Genomic DNA, 16,455 nt, shown 5'->3' on the forward strand with positions numbered 1-16,455 from the left:
AAACTACCATAACTTGAGATTAACTATTCCCATAATATTATTATTTTTGTCTTTCGATCTGGCAAACGCCCAAAACGACAGTTTGTACAGCAGAGATACAACTGACAGTGGACGGGGTATTATTGATACGGGACCTAAGTCTAACGATTCCATGGACGCAAAGGGAGTCGAAATTAAAATTAAAGGATCGAGATCAAACGAAAACATTATAATAATTGACGGGGTTGTTACAGAAAATCCGATCAATGATTCATCAAGGTCAATTGTCCCTGATAGCCTCATGAAAGATATACAGATTTTGGTGGGTGATTTTGAGGCGGAATATGGATTTAATATTCACGAATATAGAATAACATATGACTGGTTCATCTCACATTCTATTGGCTTTGCGCCGGATGAATCCATGCCTGCTTTTTTTGTCAATGTTGCCACAAAGGTTTCCACCCGGCTTTACCTGGGTCTACGTGCTGGTATTTACACCTATGAGAATTCTCTGGACAGTGTCGTAAATGATACAATTCGGGCGCATGCTCCGTATCTGGCAGGCAATTATATATTTAAAACCGACTTTGTGACACAGGGTCCGTCATATATTACGGCAATTTTTGGATCATACAGTATTTCCAAAAATTTTTACTTGCAGGGTTCAGCTGGTTTACGATTTTACTCCGAAGATACATGGTCGGGAGAATTTGGATTTTCCTCGCCTGCAAATAATTACTATCCTCCTCCCGTGCTGGTAACGCCAAATTTGAACTTTAGCATTACCAGCTCGGAAACCAAATTAAAACCGTACTTTTCACTGGGTGTTGATTATAAATCGGACAGGTTCCTGGTCGGGGTTTACGGAGACAATCTTTTTTCATTTGGGATCAATCTTGGAATTGGCTTTAATTAAAACTACCATAAATAATGAAACACACATCAAAAATTATTATTACCCTAATAATCTTAATCAGCACTACTCTACCAGCGGAAGCGCAGTTTGGCATTAAGGGAGGTATAAACTTCCCGAATGTAACCGCAAAAAGCAGATACAATAATTTCAAAATAGAGCCGCAGGACAAAATAGGATTTAATATCGGTGCTTTTCTCGATGTTGGGAATGCCGGAAACCTGGAGGTTACTTCAAGTTTGTCATACGTACGAAAACAAATATCCGGCAGATTCGGATTTGTAAATCCGTCTACAAGTGATATGGCAGAAATGAGTGTCGATTATCTGGTGTATTCCCTTATCGGCAAATTTAATGTGTTTGAGATGCAAAAACTTACTCCTTACATCTATTTTGCTCCACGTTTTAATGTTTACCTTTCTAATAATTATGAGCAGGAAGTTCAGGAGGTACCTCAATCCACAAGAAATGTAATATCGAATAACCTTACAAAGTTTGGATTTGGTGTTTCACTCGGAGTTGGCACAAGTATTAATACAGGATCACGTGTAACCCCTTTCTTCGAAGCACAATTTTCTCCGGATTTCTTTAATGCGTATGATGACGGGTATATAACTTTCAAAAGTAACTCGTTTGAACTTCTTGCGGGGATCCGTATCGGGAAATAATCCGATTTTCATTAAGATTATCCGTTCGTTTTAATATATTTGTTAAAAGAGGTTTCTTATGAACGGTATTAGTCTTTCTGTAAGATTATGGGTCGGCATTCCGATTGCTCTGATATTTCTCGGACTATCGGCAATGTTTTACATGGGCGGGATGGTAATAGGTGTCATGGGAACGGACGCCTGCGGTAATAGGCTTCCCGAAAGCGCTTCACTGTATCTGCTCGTAGCATGGCCCGCGGTCATGGCAATATCTTCCATTACACCTCCTGCACTATTCATGATTAACGTCAAATATTACTGGACGCTGATATCTCTTTTCCTTGGTATTGTGACCAGTGCGTTCTGGTACATGGGATGGTTCTTTATAATTGCTCACTACTGCGGAAACTAATGCGAAACATACTTCTTATTACATTTCTATTAGCATTAATTCTCACCGGGTGCGGTGACTCCATTAAGCCCGGTCTCGATAAACAGATCTCATCCTCGGACAGCCTCAAGATATACTTCTTCAATGAAATAGATAACGCACCTCCAAAAGTCATAACCCTGAAAGAGAAAAGTGAAATTGATGAAATGATCGCATCGATCACAGATGAAGAAAGCGAGCAGTATAAATGCGGTTACTCCGGTCAAATGGAGTTTTACCAAATGGGAAAGATCATCCTGAGCCCGGAATTCAACTTTAGCCCCGATTGTGCTCACTATGTGTTCCGTTACAAAGACCAGATGTATCACAAAAAGATGAGCCCTGAGGGACAAAAAACGCTGGTTATCTTGGCAAATAACTAAATTTTCACAAAAAAATATATCTACTTTTTTTCTGAACTAACTTGGGAATACTGTTTTCTCTTGTTAATTATTTATTTTAGAGTAAATTAAATTTACCCCTTGATAGCCAAAAAAGTTCTTTTAAGATTAAAATAACCCCAAATTATTAGGAGGATTAAAATGAAACGAATTTTATTACCTTTATTCCTTTTATTGTTTACCTTTAGTATCCTTAATGCCCAAACCTTTAAACCGGCATTTGGCGGAAGTGGTTTCCAGACAGTTCAAAGCGACTGGGGAAATGATGTGCTCATTTCGGGACGCGCGCCTCTAGGGCAAGTGTCCGGCGTGGGCAGACCAAACGGCGAGGTTTATATTTCCGTGCCGGATACAACTCCGGGATTTAGTCTGAGGATCTACAAGTCGACTGACTTCGGAGCAACCTTCACACTTTTCCCGACAGGTATACAGCCGGGAGGAGCCATTTTCCCTTTCACAAAGATGGTACGCACTGGTTTGGATTCGATCTATTGTACATTCCTTTACCAGGATACTGTTTACATCTGGAATATTGAAAGTAACAATTTTGGAGTTTTCACAACAGTTGCCGTGTATAATTATGATATAACCGCGTCATCAACAGGTGGATTGTATATGTTTACCGACCAGGCTGGCGTTAATAGCGTTAGGAGATACGGTTCCTCTGATGGAGGTGTAACATGGCCGAATACTGGATTGGTATCAAGTTCTGGAGCATATCCTAAAGTTAGCATGTCCGAATCCGGAGATACATTACTGTTGTTGTACTATAGTACAATTAACGCTGATACGTTGACATCATCATTTAGAGGCTTTAGGTACAGAGAGTCTGCGGCGGGTACACTAGCTGTCACCGGGGCTTCTGTAGAGATTGTTCCTGCAGGCGTGAGAAAAGAACAGTATAAGTCGGTAAACTATGGCGGTAGAAGCTGGATCTTCTGGACTGAAGGCTCCAGCCCAAATAGAGTTATTAAAGGCAGGGTATGCACTGACTGGGGTACTAGCTTTACTTTCGGAACGGAATACACAGTCGCAGGCGGTGCCGGTCTTGATAACTATTGGTTCGATGCTACCATCTACAAGTTCGGTTCAGGTGGTGTCGATTTCGTTAATTATAGTGACAGTACCGGTCCGTTCTATCCGTTAAATTATACTTCGAATACGTTCGGCACCCCGGAAACATTCGGTCCGCCGCTGGCAGTTAATGATTTCTCGACTGGCTTAGCAGGTGTTATTCCTCAGCTCGTCGAATTTTATGACGCGGGCGGAGATGCAGGCGTAGTTTATGTAGGTATGGACGGAGCAAATAACAGGCTTTATTATGACAGGCTCAGCGCTGTTAGCGGTATCCAAAACGGAAACGGAATTGCTAATACATATGAATTAAAGCAAAACTATCCGAATCCGTTCAATCCGAGCACAAAGATCAACTTCTCTATTCCAAAAGACGCTTTCACTACTTTGAAGGTATATGACATTGTCGGTAGAGAGGTTGCGACACTTGTTTCACAGAGACTGACCGGTGGTAACTACGATGTAGAATTCAACGGCAGTAATTTTGCCAGCGGAGTTTACTTCTACCAGCTTGTCAGCAATGACTTCGTATCTGTCAAGAAAATGATACTTACCAAATAAGGATTTCTTTATAATACCTTCAAAAAGGGGAGGCTGAAAAGTCTCCCCTTTTTTGTTTGCCCCTTAGGAACATATCCCTCGATCGCAGGTTACAATTTATAACGAATTTTTAGTTAATTGTGAGTATCTTTAGAAAATTTTACTACAAACGAAGAGTATGATCAAAAAAGCAGCTTTTTTAGCATTCTTTCTGCTTTCAGCAATAAATGTCACACTTGCTCAGGATGAGAGCCCGGAGGAATTGTTAAATAAAGGCGTTAATCTCTTGAATACAGGACAATATTCTCAGGCAATCGCGGTGCTTAGTTCCTATCTGGAACTCGACCCGGATAATTCAAAAGTTTACTATAACCGAGCCACAGCTCAATTTAATATTTTGCAGTTCGATTCGGCACTGGCGGATGTAAATAATGCAATCCGGCTACAACCAGATGATGCCGACGCATATTTCTTGAGAGGACTGATTTACAAACAAGAAAAGAACAGCAGAGAAGCATTGAAGGATTTTACAAAGTCCCTGGAACTAAGCCCTGAATTTGCTGAAGCATACAATAATAGGGGTATGCTTTACACTGAAGAAAAACAATATCCCAATGCGATACTTGACTTTACAAAAGCGATCAAGTACAACCCGCTCTACTCGGAAGCATACTACAATAGAGGATATACATACATCCAAACGGAAGAATACGGAGAAGCCATCAAGAGCCTTGATAATGCTATCCGCCTCGATTCCACTTTCACACTTTCATATGTTAATAGAGGTCTTGCCTACTATGCAATTCAAGAATATAAAAAATGCATGAAGGACCTCCAGCATGCAATAAAGATGGAGTCAAGTTATAAACCCGAGCTTGATAAATATATTAAATCATGCAAGAAAAATCTTGAAGACTAATTTCATGAAGACTTTAATATTTATACTTACATTTTTTCTATCCGGCACCTTTCTTTTTTCACAGGACATACCATCACCCGATGTACTGGAAAGTCTTGGCGGGTACGTAGATCTTGGCCACGAAGTTGTGGACCTTAACGGAGACGGCATCTCAGACGTGATCAATCTTGTTGTTCACAATGAGGATGGTGACTTTAGCAATTTTGTCTTAATGATAAATGAACAGGACATTAAAGGCAAGCACTCCTACAATGTGGATAAGTTCATTGTTATCGACCTGGATAAAAGCGACAGGCAAAAGGAAGTTGCCGTACATACCCCTAACCCCAACGGTCCTGATGAGTACATTATCTACAAATACGACGGCAAAGTAATATCGGAGATCGGACGCACTCACAGCACTACGACATTTAACGGTGATGGCACACTCGACGTTGTAACATACATGCCATTCTGGGACAAGTTGGATGTCTATGTTTACGACAGACAAACAGATGAACTTACATGGCAGCCCAAAGAATATTATACACTTGATATCAATTGCAAGGTATTGGAAGAAATGCCGGTTTTCCTCACCATCAACTCGCGAGGGTTCAGCGAAAAGCTTAAAAAGGGGCAGACAATAAAAATTATTAAGGCAGTTCACAAACCGGACTGCAACGAAACGGGAGCTTATGCATGGGGGATGTGCGATGAGTTTCAGTATGTCACCGAAAGCGGTAGTGAGGGCTGGGCAACAATGAAGCAGATGATGGGAAATATAGATCTTCCGTTAATTCCTTAACGCTATGAGATCACTCCTGCCTCTATTCATATTTCTTTCGATATTATTCTCTTCATGCGGAGAAAAAGAATCCGAAGATATAAGAATAAAACACACCTCCCCGCAAATTGAAAAGACAACGCCGCCCGAAACAAAGACCGAAACCCAAACAAAAGAACCTAAGAATACTTCATCCGAGACTAATGAAAAACCGTCCGGAATACTAAAACCATCATCCGCAGGAGATCACGTCGGTGAAAGCGCTACCGTAAAGGGTTATGTGGCTGACGTTCACATTACAAAAAAAGTGGCTTTTCTAAATTTTGATAAAAAATATCCAAAGAATACATTCACGGGAGTTATCTTTGCAAGAAGTTTCTCCGTTTTCGATAACATAGAACAGTACGAGGGTAAGACGATCTCTATCACAGGAGAGATCTCAACTTACAAAGGGAAACCACAAATAATACTGGAAAACGAAGACCAAATAAAGGTCTCGGAGTAATAATGGAAAAAACAAAATGCGGTTACGTAACGATATTTGGACTTCCCAACGCGGGCAAATCGACGCTTATGAATGTCATCCTGGGTACCGACCTAAGCATAGTAAACAAAAAAGCGCAAACAACCCGTAATAAGATACTCGGCATCCTGACTGAAGATAATTACCAGATGATATTCTTTGATACACCGGGAGTCCTCGACCCTAAGTATGAGTTGCAGAAATTTATGCAGTCCGAAATTAAGAGCTCCCTGGATGAAGCCGACGTTGTACTCCACACGATGGACGTTACTAAATTCAAAGAAAGCGACTACGAGAAATTTATGCAGGAGTTTGGCCGCATGCTCGAGGGAAAACCCGTTGTAACCGTCCTTAACAAAACCGACCTTGCAAAGCAGGAGGACGTTCTCACCGCGATCTCCGTTCTGAGCAATAAATTTGGCGCAAAAGAGATCGTCCCAGTTTCTGCGATAAACGGATATAATCTTAATGAGTTGAAAAAGACCGCAGCCGAACTGCTTCCCGACTCGCCTTTCCTGTATGACGAGGAAACGCTCACCGATAGACCGGAAAGATTTTTCGTAGCTGAGATCATTCGGCAAAAGATACTCCAGCTTCTGCACGAAGAGATCCCTTACAGCACTTTCATTAATATCGTTGAATTCAAAGAGAGGGAAAAAGGTAAAGACTTCATCAGCGCCGAGATCATCGTCGAAAAAGAATCTCAGAAATCGATCGTGATAGGCAGAAAAGGCTCGATGCTCAAAGATATCGGGCAGGCATCTCGAAAGTCCATAGAAAAATTCCTCGGTAAGCAGGTCTTTCTCGAACTATTCGTAAAAGTAAGAAAGGACTGGCGAAAAAGCGAAAACTTTTTAAAAGACAAATTTAATTAGATCAAAGAAGCCAGAACTCTCTGGTTTCCGACCGGCTGACATCTCCCGTTTTTCGGGCATCCTTTTTTACGAAGGCATCGACGTTTGGGTATGCTCCCTGCTTTTCTACATACCATTGACACCTGTTCCCTCTTAACATTCCATAACTATTCTCTACCGGCTTAGTCACATTAATACTGTTAGTTACTATGTGAAAATTCCCAAACGTGGATATGAATGAAACAATATAAATGCCCGATCCGAAATCCATTCCATAAGAAAAGAGCAAAGTTGAATCATAATGAACGTCCTCTTTATCCGGGGAAAGAAGTTTAACACCTCCCCCGCCGGATTCCGATGAATTTTTCGGATCAGAGTTGATCGTCAGGTTATTTATGATCTCACCGGGATTTGACTTTGACAGATCAATTTTCTCTGTTGAGTTCAAACCCTTGAATAAAGTGACTATATATTGAGAATACAACTCATAACCCGTTTTTGTGTTTTCCATAAAGGCAACGATGCCGGTTATACTTTCTTTGGCAATGGGCCATTCTACGGTAATTGAAACAGAGGTACTTCCCTTTCTGAGTAATTTCTCTTTTGAGACGTGAAAATCATTACATAAAAATTTTACAACGATGGTCTTACCTTCCGGGATTTTGGGAAATTGGAATGTTACTGTCTGAATATTACTGAGCTTTCTTTTTTTCTGTACACCAAACAAATGTAGTTCGGGTTCTTTAGTAACGAGGTCTTCGTACCTGACAGCTACCGCGGCAAGAGTATCCACTACAGTAAGGGTATAGGGTGTTTTTTTGACTCTGACCGAGAAAGAACCGTCTTTATCTGTGGAAGTTGAACCGCCCCCTTCAACATTGATCTGTGCTCCCGGCACTGGAAAATTCCTCCCGTCGACTACAACTCCTTTAACGGTAACCTGTGCAAGTGTTACCGTGGCGGTAAAAACAAAAAACGCTGTTAAGATGGTAGTTTTCATAATGTCTTCTTAAATGTTCTTTTTTCCGAATGACTTACAGCTTTATAGCCGATGTCGTTCTGGAATATGGTCGGTTTGACAAAATCATTTACGTCGAAGTATGTCATATACTTTGAAACTCCCCACTGGTATTCATTCCCCGCAATAATTCCCCCGCTAAGCTCTACAGGTGCCTGCACCTTCCAATCCCTCGTCACAATATAAAAATCGCCCTCCGGGAAAAACGAATGGAAATGCACAACGTAAACCCCCGTTCCTGATCCGGTCTCGTAGGAAAATCTCGTCGATGTGTTATACCCTACCAGCTTATCCTGCGGCGCAAGTAGCTCCGGTGGTGTTTCGTTTTCCAGGTTTACAACTGCCCCCGGGGCATAGTATGAGTAGCTGGTGAAGTTAGCTCCGTTCTTTAAAGCGCCGTTTCCCGATACCTTCAGCCGGAATGCAAACGGAAGTTTCTCCGGCACCAAAACTTTCGTATACGATATGTCCGCGTCACCCGATGACAGCAGTATGCTCGCGTTCCTGTCCAATCCAAGAAAATCCGCGTACACCGAGTAGCCCTTTGAATTATATGAATAGTTCGGCAGGTAAACCGTAAGCGTAGAATTACCGGGGTTTGTTGACGTACCCGGAAATTGCAGATCGGCTGTTTGTATTATATTCGATCCTTTAAATATCGTAACAGGATATTCGGCATAATGAGTAAAACTATTCGAAGTCTTAGAAAGGTAAATAACAAAACCCGCGATCACATCCCTGTTTTTCGGCCATTCTACCGTTAATATCTTCGACGTTTCCCCGCTCGTTGCGGTTACCTCTTGCGATGAAAACAGGTTCGAGCTCAAAAATTTGATTATTGCGGACGTACCGCCGGGGATTGCCGGGAAAGTTACTTTTAATGCTTCACTGTTTGCATACTTACCATGAGGTACCCCAAACATTCTCAGCTGTGGTTCGAGGGTATTTAGATCAACATACCGCACGGCTACCGCGCTGGCAGGATCGGTTATGGTTAGATTATACGGGCGTTTTTCTACGGGAAGTTGGAACTGTCCCAGCGTATCGGTTGCGGTGGATCCGCCCCCCTCTATTTGCACTGTGACTCCGGGTACAGGAAAGTACCTCTCATCTAATACAGTTCCCTTTACGGTCTGCTGTCCGTACATCCTCCCGGACACACATAAAAGCACAAAAATCGCTGTGATTGCAAGGATTTTCTTCAAGTGGCAGAAATTTTAGTTTGTAGAACAAGATTAAGTTATAATACACACATAATTATGTCAATTCAATTGCCTGATTTACTTTCCGGCAAGCCTCTCTATCTCATCCCTCAATTCAGCCGCCCTTTCAAATTCGAGATCTTTCGCGGCGTTTATCATTTCCTTTCTCAACTGGTCGAGCAGCTCCTTCCTCTGGTGTGAACCTATCTTATTTTCTACCGGCGCAGTAAGTATGCTCAGTGATGACTTCCTGTCCGGGTCGCTCTTCATTGTCTTATCGTACCTTCCCTTCGAATCGGCTACAACAGTCGAGGACATTATCTCCTCATAAGTTTTGTAAACCGTCTTGGGTTCGATACCGTGTTCGATGTTGTATTCTTCCTGTATAGTTCTCCTTCTTGCGGTTTCCCTTATCACCTTATCCATAGATTCTGTGACTTTATCCGCATACATAACTACCAGTCCGTTCACATTCCTTGCCGTTCTGCCCGCTGTCTGTAAAAGTGACTTCTCCGAACGGAGGAATCCTTCCTTATCCGCGTCGAGTATTGCTACCAGTGAAACTTCCGGCAGATCGAGTCCTTCTCTAAGCAAGTTAACGCCTACCAATACGTCGAAATCTCCCAGCCTTAGCCCTCTCAATATATCTACCCTGTCGAGCGTATCTACTTCCGAGTGCATGTACTTAACCTTTATTCCAATACCTAATAAATAATCGGTAAGGTCTTCGCTCATTCTTTTTGTAAGCGTGGTAACAAGAACCCTTTCTCCTCTCTCACTTCTCTGTCTTATCTCGTTGATCAGGTCGTCTATCTGGTTTTTGACGGGGCGAACCTGTATTTCCGGATCCAGTAGTCCCGTCGGGCGTATTATCTGTTCGACGATAACACCTTCCGTTTTATCCAGCTCATAGTTCCCCGGTGTCGCGCTCACGAATATCGCCTGCTTCACCATTCCTTCCCACTCCTCGAATGTCATCGGCCTGTTATCCAGTGCGGACGGCAGACGGAAACCGTGCTCGACGAGAGTCTTCTTTCTCATCCTGTCGCCGTTATACATTCCCCTTATCTGGGGAATGGTCACGTGCGATTCATCGACTACAAGCAGAAAATCCTCCGGGAAATAATCGAATAAACAAGCTGGTCTTGACCCCGGCGGACGTCCGTCCATGTGCCGTGAGTAGTTTTCTATTCCCGTGCAGTAACCAACTTCCTTTATCATTTCTATGTCGAAATTAGTCCTCTGCTCTATTCTTTGCGCTTCTATGAACTTCTCCTGCGATTGGAAATAGTTTATCCTCTCGGCTAATTCCATCTTTATGTCGCCTATCGCCCGGTCTACCTTTTCTTCATTTGTCACGAAATATTTTGCGGGGTACAGCACCACACTTTCGTCTCTTCCTATTACCTTACCATCGTCACGGTTTATATATGATATTTTTTCTATCTCGTCATCGAAAAGTTCTATTCGAATGCCCGTATCATTTTCGTAAGCCGGTATCACTTCTATCACATCCCCTCTCACCCTAAACGTACCGCGCGTGAATTCGTAATCATTTCTCACGTAATGAATATCTATGAGCTTGTTGAGGATTTTTTTGCGTGATATTCTCTGACCTTTTTTCAGGACCATCACCTGCTCGGCATACTCTTCGGGCGCTCCAATACCGTATATACAGCTCACGGAAGAGATTACTATTACATCTTTTCTGCCTTCCAGTATCGCGGCAGTCGCTTTGAGCCTGAGCCTGTCTATTTCTTCGTTTATAGAGAGATCTTTCGCAATGTATGTATCGCTGGAAGGTATGTACGCTTCCGGCTGGTAATAATCGTAATACGAAATGAAAAACTCGACCCTGTTATCGGGAAAGAACCTTTTAAATTCGCCATAGAGCTGAGCCGCGAGCGTTTTATTGTGAGACATCACAAGAACAGGCTTGCCGACGTTCTCTATTACATTAGAAATGGAAAAGGTCTTACCCGATCCCGTAACACCGAGAAAGGTCTGATACCTGTCCCCTCTTTCTACACCTTCTGTAAGTTCTTTTATAGCTCGTGGCTGGTCACCGGTAGGTTTGTATTTTGATACTAATTTATATTTCATCGATAATCTAAACCCTGAAAATGTATATAAAATTCAAGTTAAGTTCTGAAATTTACAAATTCATTCCAGAAATAAAGGACAACCGCAATAATCAAATTTAGGGGATTTTTTCCAGATACAGGCGGGAAACGTTCAATTCCGGCTCGATTTCTAAAGCTTTTTCAAAATCTTTCCTGGCATTTTCCATATCATTGAATTTATAATAGCACTCCCCTCTTATCTCATAAGCATACGGATCGTTAGGGAAATTTTCTATGAATAATGTGAAAAACTCCAGCGCTTGCGGGTACGCTTTCTTGATCATGAACCTTTTGCCTATCTCTTCTGAGGAGGTCGCGATGTTGGTTTTACCAAGACCTTTGAAAAAGTAGTCGCGCGCTTTTTCATATTCACCTGCTTCCAGGTAAAGCTGAGCAATGATAAGGTTTACCAGAGAAGCGTTCACGTTCGTAAATTTTTTCTCGTATTTATTAATGCCATCCTCCATTGCAGATGGTGTGGCCGTCAGATTCTTAAGCAGAAGCGCTTCGCTCATTATATCACTGTTGAAGATCTTTGAGAACTTATCGATCTTCTCTTCTATCTTGTTTGAAAATCTGAATACTTTTCTTATTTCATCGGGATATTCCTCGTATGCTTTGATATAGTTCTTAAAAAAATAAACCGGTCCCATCTTAATTGATTCGATCAAAGCCTTCCTGCCGTCTGTGTTTTCTATTATGTATGCCATCTGCGTTCCCATAGTATAAAAAGGTCCGACTCCTTCAAAACCAAGTCTTATCAGGCTGTCGGTCTGCTCCAGGTTACCCTGGTTATATAAACTGTTAAACGTTGTATTAAATATTTTAAAGTCCTTTTCCAGCAGATCGGAAGGACGGTTTTGAGTTCCGATCGGTCCGACATAGTTTGAAGTTCCTACCCGCGTAACGTCACGGATCAGTTTCATGAATTTCAGATCCTGCCCGCTTAGCAGAAATTCGTAAACCGGGATCTGTATGTTGTCTTCAGCAAGTGAATAAAACTCGTGGATCAGGTAACTTACTATGTAATTATATTCATCACCGAAATATTCCAGGCTGATACCCAGTGCGCCGTTTTCGTTAAACCATGCAGGCTCCCCGCTTCCCACAAGAAAAAATGCTTCCGCATATAGCGGGAAGTTTTCGGGAAGATACATGCCGACCCTTTCGAGCACATACTTGTTTATGTTGTCCTGGTTTTGGATCAGGGTGTTAATCACTTTCTTATAATAAGTCGGGTAGAGTGAAATACTTCCGAATCCGGAAAATGATTCCGGATTTAACCATTTATATAAGTTATATAACGGGTTTGGCGAAGCGGACAATTTAAGGTTATTGCTCAGCTTGGTGGAGTTTATGTCCTGTGTTCTCCGAGTTTCAAACAACATTCTGTAAGGTTGCGACCTGATTATCTGGTCGGCATTATCACTCTGCGTACCTCCGGATTCATAAAACGCGATCAGATCATCGATAGCGGAATAATTCATGTCCAGGCGAAGATTGCTGAATTCGGCATTTATCGGCTGCGGCAAATACTCCCTCTCTTTAAAAGAAGGGATCAATTCCGACATACTATTACGCAATCTCATTAGCTTAACCGCGGCTTCCAGTAAGCCGGCAAAATCTTCGGAAAAATTATAACTTCCAAAGTCTTGATCAATTTTTTCTACCCATAGTGTTTTGTATGGCGAATCGTCTTCGACAGCCGCGGAAGAGAGGTTTCTTAGGTCACTTAGATTATTTAGATATGAGAGTTCTCGGAAAAGCACCCTGGCTTCGATCAGTGTCAGACTATTTCTGACGTCCTCAAGTACCGGAGCCATTTCGCGGGCATTATTGATTGTTACATTCGTCAGGTCATCCCACCCCCACTGAGTGGAAAAATCCATCCCGTACCTGTCGCTTTGGCTTATGCCATCTTTAGCAAATAGAAATGTTATAAGTATTACAACAAACGCTAAACTCTTATGGAAATTTTTCGCCGAATACATAGAGTTTTATCCCCTTCATGCTATTGTCCCCCTGGTATTATAAAAGATCTACTGTATTTCCGTATGTAAATTTATTTCCTTCAGCACCTTTTGTACTTCATAAAGCTTCTCGGTATCACCCGACATGACGACTGCTTTACCTTTTGTATGAGCTATCATTGCGATCTGCTCACAATGTCTTATGTCATATCCGGTAGCTTTTTGTAACTGCAGTACAACTTCATCCCAAAAATGTGAGGAATTGAAGAGAATGAGTTTCCGGGATTCCCCCTCAATATTATCGACAGAAATTTCTTCAAGTTCCTTTACACCCATAACCAATTACCTAAATATATATAAATTTTAATAATTAAAACTATATATTTCGCTGTTTTATTACCTGCTGAACTGGCAGAGTGCCTCGCAAAAATCGTCTTGTAAACCCCTGTAATATGAGGAACTTCCGCTATATCCGTTCATGGAAATGTAAAAAATAAGTAATTCCATATCCCGAGTAACCGCATATCCGGCAAGCGCAGATACCGAATTGATTGTGCCTGTCTTTGCGTGGACGTTTTTTTCTGCTTCTGTGCCGACCATCCTGTGCTGGATCGTACCATCCACTCCGGCTATCGCGAGCGTATTATAAAAAATATTGAACAGATCTTCGTCGTCATATAAATATTTCAATAATCTTATCATCATATCAGCCGTCATGTAGTTGTATCTTGTAAGGCCGGATCCTTCGAGAATCTCAAACTCTTCCCTGTTGCATCCAATGGAGGTAAGAAGTTCTATCGCCGCTCTGGATCCTTTGTCAAAGGTTCCGGGGGGTCCGTATTTCTTCGCGCCAACGCCTTTGAATAATGTAATTGCAGAATGATTGTTACTGGTTTTATTCATGTAAGACAGCACGTCCTCTATAGAGTGAGAAACTTCCGTTAATTGCTTTACGGATTGAGTCGGCGTAGTACCGGCTGTTACTGTCCCGTTAAACGAAACACCGAGACTTGTTAGATCGGTGGCGAGAAGTTCACCCGCCGTATATGCCGGGTCATAACCACCGTAGTTCTTGTCGAGATTCAATGCCGATACGTAAGGCCAATATCTCTGATCGGTATCGTTATTATATCCGAGAGTGTAGTGCTGATTATCAAAGAATGATTCGTCGTAAATAATGTTTCCTGTAATTTCTTTTATTCCTTTTTCATGAATCTGTTTAGCGAGATAAATTATGTCGGAAGAGTTGAGATCCGGGTCACCGTATCCTTTCAAATAAATATTTCCGTTAATCACGCCATCTTTAAAATTAGAATCGTCGGTATAGACAACTGTTTTGAATTTGTAATCGAGCCCCAGCTGTGTGAGAGCAAGTGCCGCGGTAACAATTTTTGTCACGGAAGCAGGGATCTGTTTGTTTTGCGGGTTATAAGAATACAGGAGGTCGTATTTACCTGCGCTAACAACCTCAGCCGACACCTGGCAATTGGCTTGCGATAGAATCTCGTCGAGCCTTTGCTGAAGTTCCGTAACATTATCCGCTCTTACCTCGACCGTAAATAAGATCACAAGCAGTGAAACTGCAAAGAATCTAAACAGGAAACTCTTTTTCACATTCATTTTCATCCCCTTTTAAATATAATTCATTTGTAAGTATTTTTGTACAATGCTGTCCGCGGCTTCCAGCAGGCGTTTTGAGCTGTCATAGGTCAAAATATCGTCGCCTTCGGAGGAGGTGATCCATTTATAATCAAATATCTCGCCGTCCTGCACCACCACATCCTTCCCGGGTACCCACCCTATGAAGAACTCTACAAATTTATGGACAGGTTTGGGGCTATCGGGTTTAATTACATATTCATCTTTGACCTGTATATCACCGGATATCAAGTTCACTTCGTCGATGCCGGTTTCTTCAGTTAATTCTCTTAGCGCAGTTTCGATAGGAATTTCATCTTTCTCAGCGTGCCCTTTTGGGAATGACCAGTGACCCTGTACCTGCTTTAGTATTAAATAATGCGGCGTTTCATTTTCCATGTAAAATACGATCACACCGTAAGCATAATCCTTTTTCATGTGTTCTCCTTAGCCTTATTCCATATTGCATCCATTTCTTCGAGGGACATGTCTTCGAGTTCCCTATTTTCAGATTTTGCATGCTCTTCAATTTTGCGAAAACGTTTCGAGAATTTATTGACGGTCTGTCTCAGTGCATCTTCGGGATTCACATTAATAAACCGAGCGTAATTAACGAGTGAGAATAATACATCGCCCAACTCTTCTTCTATCTCTTTTGGGTTAGCGCCGGACTCGACATTCTGCTTCAGCTCTTCTATCTCTTCTCTAATTTTGTCAAATACCGGTTCTTTATCTTTCCAATCGAAGCCGACTTTAGCGGCTTTTTCCTGGATGCGGTAAGCTTTGAAGAGAGCGGGGAGTTCCGAGGGAACTCCATCGAGTATGGAAGCACGTCCGTCTTTTTGTTTCCGTTTCTCCCAGTTGACGAGCACCTCATCGGTGCCGGTTACTTTTGTATCGCCGAATACGTGTGGGTGACGCTCGATGAGCTTTTCTCTTTCCTGTCTCATTACTTCTGTCAGCGTGAAGTCCCCTGTTTCTTCACCTATTATCGAGTGGAATACCACCTGCAGAAAAACGTCGCCAAGTTCTTTTTTTAGTTCATTTTTATTTCCGGAATCTATTGCTTCGAGCACTTCATATGATTCTTCGAGGAGGCATCGGCGCAGAGATTCATGAGTTTGTTCTTTATCCCAGGGACATTTTTCGCGAAGGATGCGCACGATATCGACAAACTGCGTAAATTCGTTCAGGAGTTCGGAGATCTTGTCTTGTTCCATAAGTATAGTAATTACGGAAAAATAAGGATTTTGAGTGACGATGTCAGGTGAGAAAATGCGGTAATCACCAAAATTTTGCTCATTTTTGGTATAGAGCAATCGGGATGGAGCCGGATAAACGGTTCTTCCGGCTGAGCCTCTGACTTTCGCTTCATCCCTTTCCCCGGGGGAGGATCGGGAGGTGAGGGAAGCTACACGCCCAAGCCCGCCTACATTTAACTTATTCACTTTTCCATAA

Annotated in this window: 17 protein-coding genes; 9 read left to right on the forward strand and 8 right to left on the reverse strand. The window is 42.1% G+C overall.

What is annotated here, in order from left to right:
• The first annotated feature begins 13 nt into the window (after positions 1 to 13).
• The 9 genes from H6614_13905 (at position 14) to era (ending at position 7,067) form a co-directional block, all read left to right on the forward strand.
• The gene (locus H6614_13905) at positions 14 to 898 is read left to right on the forward strand and encodes a hypothetical protein (GenBank protein MCB9244766.1); all 885 of its coding nucleotides are present in this window, start codon (positions 14 to 16) and stop codon (positions 896 to 898) included.
• 14 nt (positions 899 to 912) lie between these two features.
• Complete coding sequence (locus H6614_13910; protein MCB9244767.1) at positions 913 to 1,563, forward strand: PorT family protein; 651 nt, start codon at positions 913 to 915, stop codon at positions 1,561 to 1,563.
• A 58-nt stretch (positions 1,564 to 1,621) separates the two neighbouring features.
• Positions 1,622 to 1,954, forward strand: coding sequence for a hypothetical protein (locus H6614_13915; protein MCB9244768.1), 333 nt, complete (start codon positions 1,622 to 1,624; stop codon positions 1,952 to 1,954).
• Positions 1,954 to 2,355, forward strand: coding sequence for a hypothetical protein (locus tag H6614_13920; protein MCB9244769.1), 402 nt, complete (start codon positions 1,954 to 1,956; stop codon positions 2,353 to 2,355). The genes H6614_13915 and H6614_13920 overlap by 1 nt, the downstream gene beginning before the upstream one ends.
• Before the next feature lie 159 nt (positions 2,356 to 2,514).
• Positions 2,515 to 4,008, forward strand: a complete 1,494-nt coding sequence (locus H6614_13925; protein ID MCB9244770.1) for a T9SS type A sorting domain-containing protein — start codon at positions 2,515 to 2,517, stop codon at positions 4,006 to 4,008.
• Between the two features lie 157 nt (positions 4,009 to 4,165).
• A complete protein-coding gene (locus tag H6614_13930; protein ID MCB9244771.1) occupies positions 4,166 to 4,906 on the forward strand; it encodes a tetratricopeptide repeat protein in 741 nt (246 codons plus the stop codon).
• Between the two features lie 4 nt (positions 4,907 to 4,910).
• The gene (locus H6614_13935) at positions 4,911 to 5,690 is read left to right on the forward strand and encodes a hypothetical protein (protein MCB9244772.1); all 780 of its coding nucleotides are present in this window, start codon (positions 4,911 to 4,913) and stop codon (positions 5,688 to 5,690) included.
• A gap of 4 nt (positions 5,691 to 5,694) precedes the next feature.
• Positions 5,695 to 6,174: a hypothetical protein gene (locus tag H6614_13940; protein ID MCB9244773.1), complete on the forward strand. Its 480-nt coding sequence runs from the start codon at positions 5,695 to 5,697 to the stop codon at positions 6,172 to 6,174.
• A 2-nt stretch (positions 6,175 to 6,176) separates the two neighbouring features.
• Entirely contained in the window at positions 6,177 to 7,067 is an 891-nt protein-coding gene (era, locus tag H6614_13945) for a GTPase Era (protein ID MCB9244774.1), read from the forward strand.
• 1 nt (position 7,068) lies between these two features.
• On the opposite strand, the gene H6614_13950 is transcribed toward era, so the two are convergent.
• The 8 genes from H6614_13950 to mazG all read right to left on the reverse strand — a co-directional run bounded on the left by H6614_13950 (position 7,069) and on the right by mazG (position 16,217).
• Positions 7,069 to 8,046, reverse strand: a complete 978-nt coding sequence (locus tag H6614_13950; GenBank protein MCB9244775.1) for a carboxypeptidase regulatory-like domain-containing protein — start codon at positions 8,044 to 8,046, stop codon at positions 7,069 to 7,071.
• The gene (locus H6614_13955) at positions 8,043 to 9,269 is read right to left on the reverse strand and encodes a hypothetical protein (GenBank protein MCB9244776.1); all 1,227 of its coding nucleotides are present in this window, start codon (positions 9,267 to 9,269) and stop codon (positions 8,043 to 8,045) included. The genes H6614_13950 and H6614_13955 overlap by 4 nt, the downstream gene beginning before the upstream one ends.
• A gap of 75 nt (positions 9,270 to 9,344) precedes the next feature.
• Complete coding sequence (gene uvrB, locus H6614_13960; GenBank protein MCB9244777.1) at positions 9,345 to 11,369, reverse strand: excinuclease ABC subunit UvrB; 2,025 nt, start codon at positions 11,367 to 11,369, stop codon at positions 9,345 to 9,347.
• 97 nt (positions 11,370 to 11,466) lie between these two features.
• Positions 11,467 to 13,380, reverse strand: coding sequence for a tetratricopeptide repeat protein (locus tag H6614_13965; GenBank protein ID MCB9244778.1), 1,914 nt, complete (start codon positions 13,378 to 13,380; stop codon positions 11,467 to 11,469).
• A gap of 48 nt (positions 13,381 to 13,428) precedes the next feature.
• On the reverse strand, positions 13,429 to 13,695 hold the full coding sequence (locus H6614_13970) for an ATP-dependent Clp protease adaptor ClpS (GenBank protein ID MCB9244779.1): 267 nt from the start codon (positions 13,693 to 13,695) through the stop codon (positions 13,429 to 13,431).
• A gap of 60 nt (positions 13,696 to 13,755) precedes the next feature.
• On the reverse strand, positions 13,756 to 14,979 hold the full coding sequence (dacB, locus tag H6614_13975) for a D-alanyl-D-alanine carboxypeptidase/D-alanyl-D-alanine-endopeptidase (protein ID MCB9244780.1): 1,224 nt from the start codon (positions 14,977 to 14,979) through the stop codon (positions 13,756 to 13,758).
• 12 nt (positions 14,980 to 14,991) lie between these two features.
• Entirely contained in the window at positions 14,992 to 15,435 is a 444-nt protein-coding gene (locus H6614_13980; protein ID MCB9244781.1) for an NUDIX domain-containing protein, read from the reverse strand.
• A complete protein-coding gene (mazG, locus tag H6614_13985; protein MCB9244782.1) occupies positions 15,432 to 16,217 on the reverse strand; it encodes a nucleoside triphosphate pyrophosphohydrolase in 786 nt (261 codons plus the stop codon). The genes H6614_13980 and mazG overlap by 4 nt, the downstream gene beginning before the upstream one ends.
• Positions 16,218 to 16,455 lie beyond the last annotated feature (238 nt).

The organism is Ignavibacteriales bacterium (assembly GCA_020635255.1).
GTDB lineage: Bacteria > Bacteroidota > Ignavibacteria > Tepidaquicellales > Tepidaquicellaceae > JAEYVS01.